Annotated in this window: 17 protein-coding genes and 1 tRNA gene; 7 read left to right on the forward strand and 11 right to left on the reverse strand. The window is 63.6% G+C overall.

Features of this window, described 5'->3' with window-relative positions:
* Positions 1 to 99: 99 nt before the first annotated feature.
* Both K6301_RS06910 and glnA read left to right on the forward strand, forming a co-directional pair.
* The gene (locus K6301_RS06910; RefSeq protein WP_003515720.1) at positions 100 to 438 is read left to right on the forward strand and encodes a P-II family nitrogen regulator; all 339 of its coding nucleotides are present in this window, start codon (positions 100 to 102) and stop codon (positions 436 to 438) included.
* A 62-nt stretch (positions 439 to 500) separates the two neighbouring features.
* A complete protein-coding gene (gene glnA / locus K6301_RS06915; protein ID WP_134649207.1) occupies positions 501 to 1,910 on the forward strand; it encodes a type I glutamate--ammonia ligase in 1,410 nt (469 codons plus the stop codon).
* A 90-nt stretch (positions 1,911 to 2,000) separates the two neighbouring features.
* Here the strand turns inward: glnA and K6301_RS06920 are convergent, their stop codons facing one another.
* Together K6301_RS06920 and K6301_RS06925 are read right to left on the reverse strand one after the other, a co-directional pair.
* The gene (locus tag K6301_RS06920) at positions 2,001 to 3,041 is read right to left on the reverse strand and encodes a TAXI family TRAP transporter solute-binding subunit (protein ID WP_247220124.1); all 1,041 of its coding nucleotides are present in this window, start codon (positions 3,039 to 3,041) and stop codon (positions 2,001 to 2,003) included.
* A 130-nt stretch (positions 3,042 to 3,171) separates the two neighbouring features.
* A complete protein-coding gene (locus K6301_RS06925) occupies positions 3,172 to 4,119 on the reverse strand; it encodes a hypothetical protein (RefSeq protein WP_247220125.1) in 948 nt (315 codons plus the stop codon).
* Positions 4,120 to 4,274: 155 nt separating this feature from the next.
* Here K6301_RS06925 and hspQ point away from each other — a divergent pair, with 155 nt between their 5' ends.
* Entirely contained in the window at positions 4,275 to 4,607 is a 333-nt protein-coding gene (hspQ, locus tag K6301_RS06930; protein WP_247220126.1) for a heat shock protein HspQ, read from the forward strand.
* Positions 4,608 to 4,722: 115 nt separating this feature from the next.
* On the opposite strand, the gene K6301_RS06935 is transcribed toward hspQ, so the two are convergent.
* The 6 genes from K6301_RS06935 to pcsA are packed head-to-tail and all read right to left on the reverse strand — an operon-like array spanning position 4,723 to position 11,189.
* Entirely contained in the window at positions 4,723 to 5,793 is a 1,071-nt protein-coding gene (locus tag K6301_RS06935; RefSeq protein WP_247220127.1) for a BMP family ABC transporter substrate-binding protein, read from the reverse strand.
* A gap of 53 nt (positions 5,794 to 5,846) precedes the next feature.
* Complete coding sequence (locus K6301_RS06940; RefSeq protein WP_247220128.1) at positions 5,847 to 6,767, reverse strand: ABC transporter permease; 921 nt, start codon at positions 6,765 to 6,767, stop codon at positions 5,847 to 5,849.
* The gene (locus K6301_RS06945) at positions 6,767 to 7,861 is read right to left on the reverse strand and encodes an ABC transporter permease (RefSeq protein ID WP_247220129.1); all 1,095 of its coding nucleotides are present in this window, start codon (positions 7,859 to 7,861) and stop codon (positions 6,767 to 6,769) included. Before K6301_RS06945 ends, K6301_RS06940 begins: the two co-directional genes overlap by 1 nt.
* Complete coding sequence (locus tag K6301_RS06950; protein WP_247220130.1) at positions 7,851 to 9,425, reverse strand: ABC transporter ATP-binding protein; 1,575 nt, start codon at positions 9,423 to 9,425, stop codon at positions 7,851 to 7,853. The genes K6301_RS06945 and K6301_RS06950 overlap by 11 nt, the downstream gene beginning before the upstream one ends.
* A gap of 48 nt (positions 9,426 to 9,473) precedes the next feature.
* Positions 9,474 to 10,445: a quinone oxidoreductase family protein gene (locus K6301_RS06955; RefSeq protein WP_247220132.1), complete on the reverse strand. Its 972-nt coding sequence runs from the start codon at positions 10,443 to 10,445 to the stop codon at positions 9,474 to 9,476.
* A gap of 18 nt (positions 10,446 to 10,463) precedes the next feature.
* On the reverse strand, positions 10,464 to 11,189 hold the full coding sequence (gene pcsA, locus K6301_RS06960; protein WP_134649216.1) for a phosphatidylcholine synthase: 726 nt from the start codon (positions 11,187 to 11,189) through the stop codon (positions 10,464 to 10,466).
* 247 nt (positions 11,190 to 11,436) lie between these two features.
* On the opposite strand from pcsA, the gene K6301_RS06965 reads away from it, so the two are divergent.
* Positions 11,437 to 12,645, forward strand: a complete 1,209-nt coding sequence (locus tag K6301_RS06965) for a UbiH/UbiF family hydroxylase (RefSeq protein WP_247220134.1) — start codon at positions 11,437 to 11,439, stop codon at positions 12,643 to 12,645.
* On the opposite strand, the gene K6301_RS06970 is transcribed toward K6301_RS06965, so the two are convergent.
* Both K6301_RS06970 and K6301_RS06975 read right to left on the reverse strand, forming a co-directional pair.
* A complete protein-coding gene (locus tag K6301_RS06970; protein ID WP_247220137.1) occupies positions 12,613 to 13,575 on the reverse strand; it encodes an AEC family transporter in 963 nt (320 codons plus the stop codon). The two genes, K6301_RS06965 and K6301_RS06970, sit on opposite strands and share 33 nt — an antisense overlap.
* Before the next feature lie 42 nt (positions 13,576 to 13,617).
* Positions 13,618 to 14,367, reverse strand: a complete 750-nt coding sequence (locus K6301_RS06975; protein WP_134649219.1) for a cytochrome c biogenesis CcdA family protein — start codon at positions 14,365 to 14,367, stop codon at positions 13,618 to 13,620.
* 258 nt (positions 14,368 to 14,625) lie between these two features.
* Here K6301_RS06975 and K6301_RS06980 point away from each other — a divergent pair.
* Positions 14,626 to 14,710: transfer RNA gene (locus tag K6301_RS06980), tRNA-Leu, on the forward strand.
* Positions 14,711 to 14,797: 87 nt separating this feature from the next.
* On the opposite strand, the gene wrbA is transcribed toward K6301_RS06980, so the two are convergent.
* The gene (gene wrbA / locus K6301_RS06985) at positions 14,798 to 15,397 is read right to left on the reverse strand and encodes an NAD(P)H:quinone oxidoreductase type IV (protein ID WP_247220138.1); all 600 of its coding nucleotides are present in this window, start codon (positions 15,395 to 15,397) and stop codon (positions 14,798 to 14,800) included.
* Between the two features lie 168 nt (positions 15,398 to 15,565).
* On the opposite strand from wrbA, the gene K6301_RS06990 reads away from it, so the two are divergent.
* Together K6301_RS06990 and K6301_RS06995 are read left to right on the forward strand one after the other, a co-directional pair.
* Positions 15,566 to 16,321, forward strand: coding sequence for a competence/damage-inducible protein A (locus tag K6301_RS06990; RefSeq protein ID WP_247220140.1), 756 nt, complete (start codon positions 15,566 to 15,568; stop codon positions 16,319 to 16,321).
* A gap of 64 nt (positions 16,322 to 16,385) precedes the next feature.
* Positions 16,386 to 17,228 carry a universal stress protein gene (locus K6301_RS06995; protein WP_247220142.1) on the forward strand — a complete coding sequence of 281 codons (843 nt, stop codon included), beginning with the start codon at positions 16,386 to 16,388 and terminating at the stop codon, positions 17,226 to 17,228.
* Positions 17,229 to 17,269: the final 41 nt, after the last annotated feature.

Below are 17,269 nucleotides of genomic sequence, written 5' to 3' on the forward strand. Positions count from 1 at the left end.
CGACACCCATCCTGCCTCAAGTTGGCATGCTACATGCATTGGATGTTTGCAGCGGGCGCAAAACGCGCGCAAACGGGAGAAGCGGAGAGACATTTTCTCATGAAAAAGATCGAAGCGATCATCAAGCCCTTCAAGCTCGATGAGGTGAAGGAAGCCCTTCAGGAAGTTGGCCTGCAGGGTATCACCGTCACCGAAGCGAAGGGCTTTGGACGCCAGAAGGGGCACACGGAGCTTTACCGCGGTGCCGAATATGTTGTCGACTTTCTGCCCAAGGTGAAGGTCGAGGTCGTTCTGGCCGACGAAAATGCGGAGGCCGTCATCGAGGCCATCCGCAACGCCGCCCAGACCGGCCGCATCGGCGACGGCAAGATCTTCGTCTCCAATGTCGAAGAAGTCATCCGCATCCGCACCGGCGAGACCGGTGTCGACGCCATCTAATCCCGCCTGGCCGTCCGGCCCGGGCTTTCATAACCTCGTCATCTCACACAGGGACTACACACATGACGACTGCCAATGATATCCTCAAGCAAATCAAGGAAAACGACGTCAAGTTCGTCGACCTGCGCTTCACCGACCCGCGCGGCAAGCTGCACCACGTCACGATGGACGTCGATTGCGTCGATGAAGACATGTTCGCCGACGGCGTCATGTTCGACGGCTCCTCGATCGGCGGCTGGAAGGCCATCAACGAGTCCGACATGGTGCTGATGCCCGATACCGCAACGGTCCACATCGACCCGTTCTTCGCGCAGTCCACCCTCGTCGTCATGTGCGACATCCTCGATCCGGTCTCGGGCGAATCCTACAACCGCGACCCGCGCGGCACGGCCAAGAAGGCTGAAGCCTACCTCAAGGCATCGGGCATCGGCGATACCATCTACGCCGGTCCGGAACCCGAATTCTTCGTCTTCGACGACGTCAAGTACAAGGCCGACCCGTACAACACCGGCTTCAAGCTGGATTCGTCGGAGCTCCCCTCCAACGACGACACCGACTACGAGACCGGCAACCTCGGCCATCGCCCCCGCGTCAAGGGCGGCTACTTCCCGGTCCCGCCGGTCGACAGCTGCCAGGACATGCGTTCGGAAATGCTGACCGTGCTCAAGGAAATGGGCGTGACGGTTGAGAAGCAGCACCACGAAGTGGCGGCCGCCCAGCACGAGCTCGGCGTCAAGTTCGACACGCTCGTCCGCAGCGCCGACAAGGTGCAGATCTACAAGTACGTCGTGCACCAGGTCGCCAATGCCTATGGCAAGACGGCCACCTTCATGCCGAAGCCGATCTTCGGCGACAACGGCTCGGGCATGCACGTCCACCTGTCGATCTGGAAGGACGCCAAGCCGCAGTTCGCTGGCGACGAATATGCCGGCCTGTCGGAAACCTGCCTCTACTTCATCGGCGGCATCATCAAGCATGCCAAGGCGATCAACGCCTTCACCAACCCGACGACGAACTCCTACAAGCGTCTCGTCCCGGGTTATGAAGCACCGGTTCTGCTCGCCTACTCGGCTCGCAACCGCTCGGCATCGTGCCGCATTCCGTTCGGCACGGGTCCGAAGTCCAAGCGCGTCGAAATCCGCTTCCCCGACCCGCTCGGCAACCCCTACCTCGGCTTCGCCTCCATGCTGATGGCTGGTCTCGACGGCATCAAGAACAAGATCCATCCCGGTAAGGCCATGGACAAGGACCTCTACGACCTGCCGCCGAAGGAACTGAAGAAGATCCCGACGGTGTGCGGCTCGCTGCGCGAAGCTCTGGAAAGCCTCGACAAGGACCGCAAGTTCCTCACGGCCGGCGGAGTCTTCGACGACGACCAGATCGATGCCTATATCGAACTGAAGATGGCCGAAGTCATGCGCTTCGAAATGACGCCGCACCCGGTCGAATTCGACATGTACTACTCCGCCTGATCGGCGCTTTTCCTCCCGCCTTTGGGCGGGAGGCCTCCCGAGACGAAAAACCCGGCCAGTGGCCGGGTTTTTTGTTGGTCTGCGATGCGGTCAGGGCTTCAGCCGCTGCTTGAGGAGGTTGAGATACTCCTCGTTCGAATCGTCCGTGGCGCCCGTTGCCGCGCCGGCTTGCGGCTTGCAGGCAGGCTTGTAGTCCAGCGCCATGCCGGCCTTGACGCAGACCCCGACCTGCCAGCCCGGCGGCAGCGCCGTCAGGTCGACGGTCTTCCATTTCGGATGTCCGGTCGCCTTCAGCTTGTCGAGGCCGCCGATGATCAGGCTGGAGAAGTCGGCGACGGTCTTGCAGCTGTCGCGATGATAGGCGTTGCGCTTGACGTCATAGTCATAGGTCATCATCACGGCCTTTACCGCGACGAGGTCGACGGGCTCGTCCTGGAACGAATAGGTGCCGGCTTCTATGCGCGAGGGCGTATACGTGGCGAGCAGCGGCGCTTCGGTGATCGGCAGGAGGTGGAACTTCGCCTTGTCGATCGTGTTGCCGGAAAACAGCGATGCGGGCGCGCCCGCGACATAGAAGAACGCGTCGATCTCGCCGGAAAGCAGCTTCGGCAGCGCCTCGTCGGGATTGATGTCGACCCGCTCACCCGCCTTGACCTGGAGGATGTCCATTACCAGCGTCGCAGTCAGGAAGGTCCCGGAATCCTTCTTGCCGACGGCGACCTTCTTGCCGGCGAGGTCCTTCACGCCGGCAATCTCCTTGCGCGCCAGCACGTGGATTTCCTCGTTGTAGAGCGGGAACATGATGCGCACGCCCTTCACCGCCTTCTGCACCTCGGGATCGTTCGCCTCGAAGGTCTTCAGATATTCGAGCACGTCGCTCTGGACGATGCCGAACTGCGTGTTGCGGCGGTTGCGCACGCCGACGAAGTTCTCAAGCGACCCGGCGCTTTCGACGACGTTCAGCGTCAGGCCGCACTCGGCACCGAGCGCGGCGATGTCGCGGCCGATCTTGATATAGGTGCCCTGCGGGCCGCCGGTCATGATGCTGCGCTCGAACGCCTGTGCCGATGCCGATGCCGTTGCCATCGACAATGCAAGGCCGAGTGCGGCGGCCAGAACTGATCGCTTCATGCAAATCTCCTTCCGTGGGCGGGCATTTTTCCCGCAGGTCAGGGCCGTTTGTTTAAAGGCTGAAACCGCCCATCGACGTGTCTTCGCGACCTGGCAGAACAGTATCGTGCCCGGCCTTCGCCGCAAAGGCCTAGCAGTCGCTGTCGAGGTCGCGCATCAGGCCGCGAAGCGCCAGGATGGGCACGCGGTTCAGCACGCTGCCGAGCGCATTGGTCACGCATTCTCCGGAAACGAGGGTCTGTTCCAGCTGCGTGCGTTGCGCGCCCGTCAGCCGGTCGAGCCCCGGCGTTCTCTCGATGACCTGCGCCACCAGTGCGGCGTTGCGGGGGCTGCGACGGTCGGCAGGCTTGGCGTTGTCGCGCGCGCCGTTGTCATCCGCCTGTTGCGGGCTCTTCGGCTGGGCGGCCGTCTCCAGCGCAGCAATCCTCTCCGCAAGGGCGGCATTGCGCGCCGTCAGTGTCGCGATCTCCTGGTTCTTGCGGGCGATTTCGGCCACCAGGTCGGGCAGTTCGCGGGTGCGGAGCCTTTTGGCGGCCTGCTCGGCCTGTGCGAGTTCCCCGCGCAACGTCTCCGCCTCGGCCTCGAGGCGTTCGGTCTCGGCATTCCGGTTGGCCGCCCGCGTGCTGCGTGCCTCCTCGATCGCCTTTTCGAGCTGCGTAATTTGTCCGGCCCGTTCGTCAAGCTCACGGGCACGCTCGGTTGCAGCCGCCTCCGCGTCCTTCCGCAGCCGTTCCGCCTGGGCGAGTTTTTGCCCCGCAAGCTCCAGTTCGCGCTGAAGTCCTGGAACGATCTCCTGTGCCACGCGCACATTTTCTGCCGCCGCGTCGGATCGGCTGGCATCGGCGCGCAACGCATCGAGCTGGCGCTTCAGGGCATCGTTTTCATCGGTCAGGTCTGCGATACGCCGGTCGCGATCTTCGAGGGCGCTTTCGGAGGGGGCGCCTGATATCGCGCGGAACGCGCCGTAACCGGCGGCGCCACCCAGCGCCAGACAGACGATCGACGCGAACAGAATGCCGCCGATACCGCTACCGCCTCCGGTTGCCCCGCCGCTGCCTCTGCCCCACTGATTGTTCATGCATTACGACCCGCTTGACGCTGTCTTTTGGAGGTACGCCGAAACCGGAGCAGGTGCAAGCGCCGCCGCCCTGTTCGGAACGCGTATCGCACGCGACCGGAACTATTGATGTTTCAGCGCAATTACCCAAATATAAGGAGAAAGGTAGGTACGCCATGAAGATGCATCATGCAAAATTTGCCATCGGCGATGTGGTCCGCCACCGGGTTTTCCCGTTCCGTGGCGTGGTCTTCGACGTCGACCCCGAATTCGCTAACACCGAAGAGTGGTGGAACGCCATTCCCGCGGAAATCCGCCCGTCGAAGGATCAGCCCTTCTACCATCTCTTCGCGGAAAACGACGAGTCGGAATATGTCGCCTATGTCTCCGAGCAGAATCTGGTCGCGGATGACAGTGGCAAGCCCGTTCGCCATCCGCAGGTCCGCGCGCTGATGGACGTCGACGAAGGCCACTACAGGTGGAAGGAACAAAGCGGTATCTTCCATTAACCGCTCCGGCAGACTACGAGGCCGACCGTGACGATCCGAAGGCGCGTCGCTGTCGCTTCAAACGAAAAAGGCGCTCCAACGGAGCGCCTTTCTGTTTTTGGGATGATCGATCCGATCACTTCGGCAGCTGGTCGTCCACGCCGGCGATGTAGAAGTTCATGCCGAGAAGCGTGCCATCGTCGGCAACGGCGCCGTCAGCCAGCCAGTCCGAGCCGTCCTGCTTCTTGATCGGGCCGGTGAAGGGGTGCAGTTCGCCGGAGCGGATCTTCGCTTCGGTCTCTTCTGCAAGTTTCTTCACGTCGTCAGGCATGTTCGTGTAGGGTGCCATGGTCAGGATGCCGTCCTTCAGGCCGTCCCACATCTGTTCGGATTTCCACGTGCCGTCGAGAACGGCCTGTGTGCGCTTGATGTAGTAGGCGCCCCAGGTGTCGACGATCGCGGTCAGCTGCGTTTCCGGGCCGGCCTTGATCATGTCGGATGCCTGGCCGAAGGCCTTGATGCCACGTTCCGCGGCAACCTGCATCGGCGCGGTTGTGTCGGTATGCTGCGTCAGGATATCGACGCCCTGGTCGACCAGCGCCTTGGCGGCATCGGCTTCCTTGCCCGGGTCGAACCAGGTGTTGGCCCAGATGACTTTCACCTTGAAGTCCGGGTTCACGGACTGGGCGCCGTGGACGAACGAGTTGATGCCCATCACGACTTCCGGGATCGGGAAGGACGCGATGTAGCCGGCGAGGCCCTTCTGCGACAGCTTGGCGGCAATCACGCCCTGGATGTAGCGGCCTTCATAGAAGCGCGCATTGTAGGTCGCGACATTGGCGGCCGACTTGAAGCCGGTCGCATGCTCGAACTTCACGTCCGGGAATTTTTCCGCAACCTTGATGGTCGCGTCCATGAAGCCGAACGATGTGGTGAACACCAGGGCGCAGCCGGAGCGCGCCATGCGCTCGATCGCGCGTTCGGCATCCGGGCCTTCCGGCACGTTTTCGAGGAAGGGCGTCTCGATCTTGTCGCCGAAGTGGTCCTGCAGCGCCTGACGGCCGATGTCGTGCGCCTGCGTCCAGCCGCCGTCAGTCTTGGAGCCGACATAGATGAAGCAGATCTTCGTCTTGTCCTGAGCGCTGGCAGCGGCGGCAAAGCCGAGAACGGCGGCCGATGTCGTGAGAGCGAGAATGATTTTCTTCATTTTATCCTCTGTAGGTGGGTTGGATTGGTTGTGTCCCGTCTTCTTGTTCTTCATCACCGATCAGGCACGAATGGCTTGCCGAGGCAGGCGGGCGTGTTGATCAGCGTCATGCGCCGATTATGCGATATCAGGATTAGTACGATAACAGTGGCGGCATAGGGAAGAGCCGACAGGAATTGCGAGGGAATGCCGAGACCGAGCGCCTGGGCATGCAGCTGGCTGATGGAGACGGCGCCGAAGAGATAGCCGCCCGCCAGTAGCCGCCACGGCCGCCACGATGCGAAGACGACGAGCGCCAGCGCGATCCAGCCGCGCCCGGCCGACATGTTCTCCACCCATTGCGGCGTATAGACGAGTGACAGCTGCGCGCCGGCGAGACCCGCGCAGGCGCCGCCGAACATCACGGCGAGGTAGCGCGTGCGGATGACATGGATGCCGAGCGCATGCGCGGAGGCGTGGTTGTCGCCGATCGCCCGAATCTTGAGCCCTGCCCGGCTGTGGAACAGGAACGAGTTCACGCCGAACACCAGCGCAATCGACAGGTAGAAGATCAGGTCCTGCTTGAACAGAATGGGCCCGATGAACGGAATATCGGAGAGCAGCGGAATGACGATGGGCTGAAGCTTGACGCCGGACATGCCGACATACGGCTCCCCGATCTGCCCGGATACGCCAAGGCCGAGGATGGTCAGCGCAAGGCCGGTCGCCACCTGGTTGGCGACGAGCGTCAGCGTCAGGAAGCCGAAAAGCAGCGAAAACAGCGCGCCGCAGGCAATGCCCGCGAGGATGCCGATATAGGGCGAGCCGGTGGCCTGCGTGGCAGCGAAGGCGAGTACCGCTCCCATCACCATCATGCCCTCCACGCCGAGATTGAGCACGCCCGCCCGCTCGGAGACGAGCTCGCCGAGCGAAGCGAGCACCAGCGGCGTGGCGGCGGTGACGACCGTCAGGAGGATGGCTTCGATGATACCCATCAGTGCGCTCCCCCCTCGCTCGTCTGGCCGAACCGGGAGAACACCAGCCGGATCCTGTATTGGATCAGCGTGTCGCAGGAGAGCACGAAGAACAGCAGCAGGCCCTGGAAGACGCGTGTCACCTTGTCGGAGACGCCGAGCGTCAGCTGCACGGCCTCGCCGCCGACATAGGTGAGCGCCAGGAACAGGCCGGCGGCGATGATGCCGAGCGGATTGAGGCGACCGAGGAAGGCAACGATGATGGCGGTAAAGCCGTAGCCGGGCGAAATGATGGGCTGCAACTTGCCGATGACACCGCTGACTTCGGAAATGCCGGCAAGTCCGGCGAAAGCGCCGGAAAGCAGCATGGAGAACCAGATCATGCGCTTGGAGGAAAAGCCCGCGAAGCGCCCTGCCCGTTCGGACTGGCCGAGCACGGTGATCTCGAAGCCTTTCAGCGTATAGCGCATCATGATCCACAGGCCGACCGCGGCGACGATGGCGAAGACGAAGCCGAGATTGGCGCGCCCGGAGGATACAAGCTCTGGCAGGATCGCCTCCGGCGCGAAATCGCGGGTAACAGGAAAATTGTAGGCATCCGGGCTGCGCCAGGGGCCGCGCACCAGCCAATCGAGGAAGAGTTGCGCGATATAGACCAGCATCAGGCTCGTCAGGATTTCATTGGTGTTCATCTGCGCCTTGAGGAAGGCGGGTATGGCGGCATAGAGCGCACCGCCGATCATGCCGAAAATCAGCATCAGCGGCAGCACCAGCGACGAATGCCACTCGTGGAAGACGACCGGCACGATGGCCCCCGCAATCGCGCCGGCGATGAACTGCCCCTCGGCACCGATGTTCCAGTTGTTGGAGCGATAGCACACGGACAGGCCCGCGCCGATCAGGATCAGCGGCGCGGCCTTGATGGCGATCTCGTGCAGCGACCAGATGTCGAGCAGCGGCTCGATGAAGAAGCTGTAGAGCGCCGAAACCGGGTCCTTGCCCAGCAGCGCGAACATGATGCCGCCCGCAAACACCGTCAGCGCCAGCGCCAGAAACGGAGACAGGACGGAAAACAGGAGGGACGGGTTGGCGCGTCGTTCCAGTTCAATGCGCATGGGCCACCTCTTCGCCTTCCGTCTTGCCGTACATTCCACCCATCAGGAGGCCGATCTTTTCGCGCGTCAGCGTGTGCGCGGGATAGGCATCCGACAGGCGTCCCTCGCTGATGACGGCGATTTCGGTCGCCACCTCGAAGATTTCGTCAAGGTCCTGGCTGATGACGAGCACGGCCGAGCCGGATTTGGCGAGATCGACGAGCGCCTGGCGGATGCGGCTTGCCGCCCCCGCATCGACGCCCCAGGTCGGCTGGTTGACGATCAGCACGGAGGGCTGACGGTCGAGTTCGCGGCCCACAATGTATTTCTGGAGATTACCGCCCGACAGCGAGCCTGCCGCCGGATCGTCGCCGCTCTTGCGCACGTCCATCGTCTCGGAAATGCGGCGCGATGCCAGGCGCACGACCGCGTGCTTGATGATGCCGAGCACGCCGCCGCCGAGGAAAGTCCGCCGGTCGGACTGGTTGCGCGCCAGGACGAGGTTGTCCGACAGCGGCAGCGAGGGTACGGCGGCGTGGCCGTGGCGTTCTTCCGGCACGAAGCCTGCGCCCATCAGGCGGCGCGCCGTGATGCCGAGATTGCCGGCCGGCTTGTTGCGGATGAAAACGGCGGAGGCGTCCGCCGCGGGATACTCGCCCGAAAGCGCATCGAAAAGCTCACCCTGTCCGTTGCCGGCAACACCGGCGATCGCCAGCACCTCGCCGCCCCGCACCTTGAGGCAGACATTCTTGAGGGCGACGGCGAAGGGCGTGCGCGACGGCACGCTCAGGTGGCGCGCCTCCAGCAGCACGTCGCCCTTGGTGTTGGTGCCGGCCGTGCTCACGGAGGCGACATCGCTGCCCACCATCATGCGCGCGAGCGAGGCGGGCGTTTCCTTGCGGGGATCGCAGGCGCCCGTCACCTTGCCGTGGCGCAGGACGGTCGCGCGGTCGCAGATGCGCTGCACTTCTTCGAGCCGGTGGCTGATGTAGAGAACGGAGCGCCCTTCGGCCTTCAGCTTGTCCAGCGTCTCGAACAGCCTGTCGGCCTCCTGCGGCGTCAGGACGGAGGTCGGCTCATCAAGGATGATCAGTTCAGGGTTCTGCAACAGCGCGCGCACGATCTCGATGCGCTGGCGCTCGCCGACCGAGAGATCCGCGACATGCGCCTTCGGATCGAGGGGCAGGCCGTAGAGATGCGAGAGGCGCGACGCTTCCTCGGCGACCTTCGACAGCGATATGCCGGGGCTCAGCGAAAGCGCGATGTTTTCGGCGACCGTCAGCGCTTCGAACAGCGAAAAATGCTGGAACACCATGCCGATGCCGAGACGGCGGGCGGCGCCGGGGCTGGGGATGCGCACGGCCTCGCCCTTCCAGACGATCTCGCCGCTGGTCGGCGCCAGAACGCCGAAAAGCATCTTCACGAGCGTTGATTTTCCCGCGCCGTTCTCGCCCAGCAGGGCATGGATTTCACCGGGCTGGATTTCGAGATCGATGCCGTTGCAGGCGGCAAACGAACCGAACAGTTTTGTCAGGCTGCGAACGGCCAATAAAGGTCCGCCCGCGGATGCTCCAACGGCTGGCACTTTGCCCCTCTTTCCTGCGATCCCAGCCTTTTTGCCCCGTTGGGGCGGTCAGGGAATGAGCAGTGTCGTTCCACTCGTTTTTCTTGTTTCCAGATCCGTGTGCGCGCGCCCCGCGTCCGCCAGCGGATAAGTCTGATTAATATTGATACGCACTTTGTTGCTTTGCACAATATCAAACAGCGAGTTTGCACATGCATCGAGTGCCTCGCGTGTGGCGATATAGGCAAACAATGTCGGGCGCGTCGCGAAGAGCGAACCCTTCTGGGCGAGCAATCCCATGTTGAAGGCTTCGACCGGACCGGAGGAATTGCCGAAACTCACGAACAGGCTGCGCGGCTTGAGGCAGTCGAGCGATTTCGGAAAGGTGTCCTTGCCGACGGAATCGTAGACCACGTCGACACCCTTGCCGTCCGTCAACTCCCGAACGCGCGCTGCGAAATCGTCCTTGCCGTAATCGATGACATGGTCGTAGCCATGGGCAAGCGCGAGATCGATCTTGGCCTGCGACCCTGCCGTGCCGATCACGGTCGCGCCCAGCGCCTTGGCCCATTGCCCGGCGATGAGCCCGACGCCGCCGGCTGCGGCGTGGAAGAGGATCACGCTGCCGGGCTTCACCTGGTAGGTCTGAAGCAGCAGATACTGCGCGGTCATGCCCTTCAGCATCATGGCGGCTGCCGTTTCGAGCGAAATGCCGTCCGGCACCCGCACCAGATGCCGCGTCGCGACATTGCGCTCCGCGGTATAAGCGCCATCGGCCGAGGCATAGGCGACCCGGTCGCCGATCGCGAATTCGGTCACGCCCTCGCCCAGCGCCGTGACGACGCCTGCGCCTTCCTTGCCGGGAATGAACGGCAGCTCCGTCTTGTAGAGGCCCGTGCGGAAATAGACGTCGATGAAATTGAGGCCCACGGCCGCCTGCCGGATCTGCACCTCGCCCGGGCCGGGCGCCGCAAGCGCAACGTCCTCGAGTTTCAGAACCTCGGGTCCGCCGAGGCTGCGAATGACGATCGCCTTGGTCATGGCATGCTTCCTTATATTCTAGCGACGGCCGAGGCTGGGGAACACCTGCATCACGGCGCCGATGACATAGAGATAGAGACCCGTCGCGACCACGCCCCAGACCACCCAGGTGGGCGATGCGAAATGGAGAAGCAGCGCATAACCGCTCAGCAGCGCCCATAGGAAGAAGACGGCGAGATTGACGTTGCGCAGCCGCTCCACGCGCACCGGGTGCAGGAAGTTGATCGGCATGAAGGTGAGGAAGACCGACACGAAAACGATGATCGACGCGGTCAGTTCGCTCGCCTGTATGACGAAAAGCGTGAACACCACCATGTTCCAGACCACGGGGAAGCCCGAGAAGAAATATTCGTCGGTCTTCATGCCCATGTCGGCATAGTAGATGGCGCTGGACACCACGATGGCGCCGGCTGCCACGAAGGACCACGGCTCGCCGATCATGCCGCTCTGGTAGAGCGCGAAGGCCGGCAGCAGCACATAGGTCACGTAGTCGATGACATTGTCGAGCGTGTCGCCGGACCAGTTCGGCAGCACTTCCTTGACGCGCACCTTGCGCGCTATCGGCCCGTCGATACCGTCGACGAGCAGCGCGAGCCCCAGCCACCAGAACATGTCGACGAAACGATGTTCGGCTGCGGCAACGACACCGAGAAAAGCCAGGAAGGAACCGGATGCCGTCAGGATGTGAACGGAAAAGGCGCGGATTTCCGCATAGGGCACGCGCTTGTAGTTGAAAAATTTCATTGCCGGTCGCAGTCCATCCTGGGGCTTTGTCACGCGTTCGTCCGTGCCGAACGCGCCCTCCTGTGCGGTCACGTCAGGTAATATGCATTGATTGCCCGCCATCGCCAGTGAAAATCCCCGCATTTGCGAGCCGTTTGCCGCCTGCGCGGATTCATCCCATGGAAATTGCCTCTTTGCCGGCCTAGTCTTGAGGGATAGAAGCCCAGCAAAATCTGTGGGTAATCGCGTCGCGCTGCGGAGGCCGGTCATGAGACAATTCGATATCGCCATCGTCGGGGCCGGCCTTGCCGGCAATCTCGCCGCTTTGGCGCTCGCCGACTCGGGAGCCAGCGTCGCGCTCATCGCCCCGCCCGCCCGCAAGCCGGACGGCCGCACGACGGCCCTCATGGACCAGTCCATCGCTTTCCTGAAGACGCTCGGCCTCTGGGAGGATATCGCCCCGCATGCCGCGGCGCTGGAAACCATGCAGATCCTCGACGGGACGACGCGCCTGCTGCGAGCCCCGCCCGTTGCCTTCCGCGCCGGCGAGGTCGGCCTGCCCGCCTTCGGCTACAACATCCCGAACGCGCCGTTCCTCGCGGCGCTGGATCGCAGGATTTCCGAAAACGCCGGCATCGTGCGCATCGAAAACGGCATCACGGCCGCCAACACGTTCGAAACCGGCATCGAACTGGTGCTGGATGACGGTGAGCGCGTCATGGCCGGATTGGTCGTCGGCGCGGACGGTCGGCAATCGCTGGTCCGCCAGAGCGCCGGCATCGGCGTGCGCGCCTGGTCCTATCCGCAATCGGCGCTCGTGCTCAACTTCGCCCATGACCGTCCGCACGGCCATGTCTCGACGGAGTTCCACACGGAGAGCGGACCCTTCACCCAGGTTCCCCTACCCGGCGATCGCTCCAGCCTTGTCTGGGTGCTGCCGCCGAAGGAAGCGGCAAGGCTCGCCGCGCTCCCCGTCGCTGAACTGAGCGTCGCCGTCGAGCAGCGCATGCAATCCATGCTCGGCAAGGTGTCGGTCGAAGCCGGCGCCCAGAGCTTTCCGCTGTCCGGCATGACCGCCGACCGCTTCGGCAAGGATCGCGTGGTGCTGATCGGCGAGGCCGCCCATGCCTTCCCCCCGATCGGCGCGCAGGGCCTCAATCTCAGCCTGCGCGACATCATGGCCCTCAAGGACCTGCTAAAGACGTCAGCGGCGGTGGACGATGTCGGGATCGGCGCGCGCTTCGACCGCAAGCGCCAGGCGGATGTCCGGTCGCGCACGCTGAGCGTCGATCTCCTCAACCGCTCGCTGCTGTCGGATTTCCTGCCCGTGCAGTTCCTGCGCTCGGCCGGCCTTCACCTGCTCTCCACCATCGGCCCGCTTCGCAGCGTCGTCATGCGCGAGGGGATCGAGCCGCTCGGCTCGCTCAAGGCGTTTCGCGACAGCTTACGGGAACGGGTCGGCCGGAAGCAGGCCTGACTTGACGAGGTAGAGAAGCGCGGTCACGGTGGCGACGGACAGCACCGTCGTCACGAGGATGGTCGCGGACGCCCGCTCCTGCCACACGCCATATTGCTGGCCGATGACGAAGACGTTCGTCGCGGTGGGAAGCGCTGCGAGCAGGACCGCGGTATAGACCCAGACCGGATCGAAACTGCCGGCAAGCCCCAGCATGAGATACATCGTCACCGGCAGCAGGACGAGCTTCGCCGGCACGATATAGCCGATCTCGACCGGCACCCGCTTCAACGGCCGCAGCGCCAACGTCACCCCCATGGCGAAAAGCGCGCAGGGCGCGGCCGCCTGTGCGAGATAATCGATCAGCCGCTGCAGCGGTGCCGGCGCTTCGAACCCGGTGAAGGCGGCAAAGAAGCCGGCGGCCGTGGCGATGATGAAGGGATGCGTGACGATCCGGCGCGCGACGCCTGCGGCAAGCCGGTGCAACGGCTGCTTTTCACCGCCGCCCAGCGCCATCAGGGCCGGCGCAATCGAGAAATGCAGCATGTTCTCGAAGCAGAAGATGAGCGCGACGGGAACGGCCGCCGGCTCCCCGAAGGCGAGCAATGCAAGCCCCGGTCCCATATAACCGATATTGCCGTACGCGGCGGCAAGCCCCTGGATCGTCGCTTCGCGTGTCGTCGCGCGGCGCAAAAGCAGGCCGGCGGCGAAGATGAGCGTGAAAACCAGATAGGTGGCGCTGACATTGGCCAGGATGAAATCGATCCGCGTCAGCTGCTCGATCGGCGTCTTCGCCACGAGCTTGAAGAACAGCGCCGGCAGCGCAATGTAGATGATGAAGGTATTGAGCCAGCCCAGCGCCTCGATCGGCTGGCGCGTGATCCTTGCAACGACATAGCCCAGGAAAATCATGCCGAAGAACGGCAGAACCAGTCCGATGATGTCCGCCATGGCCTGTCGCCCGATCCCGCATGCTGAGGCTGATGCCCCGCACTAGCCGATTTGCGAGAGAATGGGAAACGTTTGCTGGAACCAGATGGCGACGGCGCTGATATAACCGAAGATGAAGGCCAGTCCGGTGAGGATGAGCAGGATGCCCATGACCTTCTCCACCGTGCCGAGATGGCGTCGGAACCGGACGAGAAAACGCATGAAGGCGCCGGAGAAGCCGGCGGCGATCCAGAAAGGAACGGCAAGCCCCAGCGAGTAGACGGCTAGCAGCGCCGCACCGTCACCGACCGTCTCGCGTGCGGCCGCCACGCCGAGAATGGCGCCCAGCACCGGCCCGATGCACGGCGTCCAGCCGAAGGCGAAGGCGAGGCCCATCAGATAGGCGCCCGACGCCGTCGCAGGCTTGCCGCCGCCCTGGAAGCGTGCCTCGCGGGCAAAGAGCCCGATGCGCAGCACGCCGAGGAAATGCAGGCCCATCAGGATGATGATGACGCCGCCGATCTGGGCGAGGATGTCGAGATGCCGGCGCAGCACCATACCGATCGTCGAGGCGCCGGCCCCGAGCGCCACGAATACGGTGGCGAAGCCGAGCGTGAAGAAGAAGGCGGCAAGCAGCACCGCACCGCGCGTATCGCGCCGGACGGCGACCGCATCAGCGCCCTTGAACTGCTCGACCGAAATGCCGGCCATGTAGCAGAGATAGGGCGGCACCAGCGGCAGCACGCAGGGCGAGAGGAACGACAGCGCTCCGGCAAGCAGTGCGCTCAAAAGGGAAATATCGGCAATCGACACGGGCTACTCCGCAAGGCCGGGGCAAGACGGCCAAGCCGCGCAGCACCGTGAGCCTCCAAACATGCCTCCTGATAGCCGCCGCACCACCGCCCTGCCAATCACCTTTTGGAGAACGCGGCGAAATGTCTTGGTGCCCCGTGGTTGCCGACGGGGAAACAAGTCAGCGTCTGGTAAATGATGTGCAGCAAACGGAATTTCCATCGCAATAGCGCTTGCGAGGCTTCCAAAGTCACAGCGGCGTGTTATTTGAAGCTCAACGCGGGCGTGGCGAAACTGGTAGACGCAAGGGACTTAAAATCCCTCGGCCTTGGCTGTGCGGGTTCGATCCCCGCCGCCCGCACCAACCCTAGAAAAGTGCGACAAACAACAAAAAGGGCGCGGCCCCTGACGCTGGCCGCACCCTCTTGTTCAGCGATGTTTCAGGAGAACATCAGGCCGAAAGCTTGGCCGCGAGCTTCGCGACATGGGCGCCCTGGAAGCGGGCGGCGTCCAGCTCCACCTGCGAAGGCTGGCGCGAGCCGTCGCCGTCGGTGATGGTGGAGGCGCCGTAGGGCGAGCCGCCCTTGACTTCATCGATGCCCATCTGGCCCTGGAAGGCATAGGGAAGGCCGGCAACGACGAGGCCGTGGTGAAGGAGGGTCGGGATGAAGCCGAGGATCGTCGATTCCTGGCCGCCATGCTGCGTGGCGGAAGAGGTGAAGACCGATCCGACCTTGCCGACCAGCTTGCCGGCTGCCCACAGGCCACCCGTCTGGTCCCAGAAATTGCGCATCTGCGAAGCGACCGTGCCGAAGCGCGTGCCGGCGCCGACGATGATGGCATCGTATTCGGCGAGTTCGTCGACCTTGGCGATCTCGGCCTTCTGGTCCAGCTTGTAATAGGACGCCTTGGCGACTTCTTCGGACACCAGTTCCGGAACGCGCTTGACCGTCACCTCGGCGCCGGCCGACGTCGCGCCTTCCGCCACGGCGTAGGCCATCGTTTCGATATGGCCGTAGGCCGAATAGTAGAGAACCAGTACTTTCGCCATTGTCGTCTCCTGTTCGAAAAGGGCTTTCCGCTTGATCGCGGCATCCTCTTGGATGTAGCACTTCGGTGTGACAGCGTCACAACCCGTCGGGTCGACAGACTGTTCACCCCGCGTTGACAATACCCGGCCATGTGGTCGGATTTCCATTCGAAATTTCAGGAAACGACCATGAGTTCCACGTCTGTCGCTACGGCTGCCATGCTTGCCATCGGGGATGAACTGCTGTCGGGCCGCACCAAGGACAAGAATATCGGCCAGCTCGCCGACGTGCTGTTCCTCGCAGGCATCGACCTCAAGGAGGTGCGCATCGTCGGCGACGAGGAAGATGCGATCGTCGAGGCGCTGAATGCGCTGCGCGCGCGCTACACCTATGTCTTCACCTCCGGTGGCATCGGCCCGACGCACGACGACATCACCGCCGATGCGATATCCAAGGCTTTCGGCGTGCCCTGCCTGCATGATCCGCTCGCCATGCAGCTCCTCGGCGCCATGTACGAACGGCGCGGCGTCGAGTTCAACAAGGCGCGCCAGCGCATGGCGCGCATGCCGCAAGGCGCAGTCCACATCGAAAACGCAGTCTCGACGGCACCCGGCTTCCAGATCGGCAATGTCTACGTCATGGCCGGCGTTCCCCAGGTCTTCACCGCCATGCTGGGAACCGTCATCCCCAAGCTTGAGGGTGGCGTACCCATGCTGTCGCGCTCCGTCGCCTCCCCCTTCGGCGAGGGCGATATCGGCAGTGCGCTGGCGGCCATCCAGAAAAACCATCCCGAGACCAGCATCGGCTCCTACCCGCGCTTTTCCGAAAACCGGTTCTCGACGGAAATCGTCATTCGCAGCCGCGAGGAAGCGCCAGCACAGGCCGCAGAACGTGATATAATAGCGATGATCGCCGAAATCGCGGCCGGCAAGGCGGCATCTTGATCCTGATCAAGGTTGCAGCGGCACTGCTGGCGCAGATTTCGAGCGAACCAGACAGGAGGCCGACATGACCTACAAGACGATTGTCGCAGTGCTGAGCACCGCAGAAGACGCCGGCAAGGTGACGGATCACGCCTTGGCGCTTGCCCGCCGCACCGGCGGCCACGTCATCGGTATTCACGCGGAAGCGCCCGTGGTAGTGACGCTGATCGCACCGATGGAATATCCCGATCCGAACGCCGTGCTGCAATTGCAGGACCGGGCGCAGCAACAGTCCCGCGCGGTCGAAGAGGCCTTCCGGTGCCGTTGCGAGCGCGACGACATTTCCTATGAATGGCGGCTGTTCACCGGTTCGGCCGGCTACGCCTCCGCCGGGGTGATCGACAGCGCGCGCAGTGCCGATATCGTGCTCGCCGCCCAGTTCGATCCGGATATCGACGGCCCGGCGCGCGAGGACATCGAGGACCTGCTTTATGAAAGCGGCCGCCCGCTCTATCTCGTGTCGAATGCGCAGGCGGGCCCCGCGCCGATCGAGCGCGTGCTTGTCGCCTGGAACGGCTCGCGCGAATCGACCCGCGCCGTCTTCGACGCCCTGCCCTTTCTGACCGCCGCGAGGGAAGTGGAGATTTTCGCGATCGATCCGCCGGAGACCGCCCTGCAGTCTCGGGATTTTTGTGGCGCGGAGCTTGCCGCCACCCTGGCGCGCCATGGCGTCAGGGCAACGGTGTCATCCGGTGCCTCGGAAGGCCGGTCGGTCGCCGACGCGCTCAATCATCGCGCGACCGAAATCGACGCCGGCCTCATCGTCATGGGCGCCTACAGCCATTCACGCTTGCGCCAGCGCCTGTTCGGCGGGGTCACCAGTGCGCTGATGCGCGGCGCCCGCGTGCCGACATTGATGTCGCGCTGACGCGCCGAATGCGACGACTTGCCTGTGGATCGGCGGCGGAC

It is taken from the genome of Shinella oryzae, assembly GCF_023038235.1.
Lineage (GTDB): Bacteria > Pseudomonadota > Alphaproteobacteria > Rhizobiales > Rhizobiaceae > Shinella > Shinella sumterensis.

Excerpts from the sequence above, each read along its gene's own strand:
- hspQ (WP_247220126.1), top strand. The coding sequence starts at position 4,275 with ATGAAGATGCATCATGCAAAATTTGCCATCGGCGATGTGGTCCGCCAC.
- K6301_RS06965 (WP_247220134.1), top strand. The coding sequence starts at position 11,437 with ATGAGACAATTCGATATCGCCATCGTCGGGGCCGGCCTTGCCGGCAAT.
- K6301_RS06990 (WP_247220140.1), top strand. The coding sequence starts at position 15,566 with ATGAGTTCCACGTCTGTCGCTACGGCTGCCATGCTTGCCATCGGGGAT.
- pcsA (WP_134649216.1), bottom strand. The coding sequence starts at position 11,189 with ATGAAATTTTTCAACTACAAGCGCGTGCCCTATGCGGAAATCCGCGCC.
- K6301_RS06945 (WP_247220129.1), bottom strand. The coding sequence starts at position 7,861 with ATGCGCATTGAACTGGAACGACGCGCCAACCCGTCCCTCCTGTTTTCC.
- wrbA (WP_247220138.1), bottom strand. The coding sequence starts at position 15,397 with ATGGCGAAAGTACTGGTTCTCTACTATTCGGCCTACGGCCATATCGAA.
- K6301_RS06970 (WP_247220137.1), bottom strand. The coding sequence starts at position 13,575 with ATGGCGGACATCATCGGACTGGTTCTGCCGTTCTTCGGCATGATTTTC.
- K6301_RS06955 (WP_247220132.1), bottom strand. The coding sequence starts at position 10,445 with ATGACCAAGGCGATCGTCATTCGCAGCCTCGGCGGACCCGAGGTTCTG.
- K6301_RS06925 (WP_247220125.1), bottom strand. The coding sequence starts at position 4,119 with ATGAACAATCAGTGGGGCAGAGGCAGCGGCGGGGCAACCGGAGGCGGT.
- glnA (WP_134649207.1), top strand. The coding sequence starts at position 501 with ATGACGACTGCCAATGATATCCTCAAGCAAATCAAGGAAAACGACGTC.
- K6301_RS06940 (WP_247220128.1), bottom strand. The coding sequence starts at position 6,767 with ATGGGTATCATCGAAGCCATCCTCCTGACGGTCGTCACCGCCGCCACG.
- K6301_RS06910 (WP_003515720.1), top strand. The coding sequence starts at position 100 with ATGAAAAAGATCGAAGCGATCATCAAGCCCTTCAAGCTCGATGAGGTG.
- K6301_RS06935 (WP_247220127.1), bottom strand. The coding sequence starts at position 5,793 with ATGAAGAAAATCATTCTCGCTCTCACGACATCGGCCGCCGTTCTCGGC.
- K6301_RS06995 (WP_247220142.1), top strand. The coding sequence starts at position 16,386 with ATGACCTACAAGACGATTGTCGCAGTGCTGAGCACCGCAGAAGACGCC.
- K6301_RS06920 (WP_247220124.1), bottom strand. The coding sequence starts at position 3,041 with ATGAAGCGATCAGTTCTGGCCGCCGCACTCGGCCTTGCATTGTCGATG.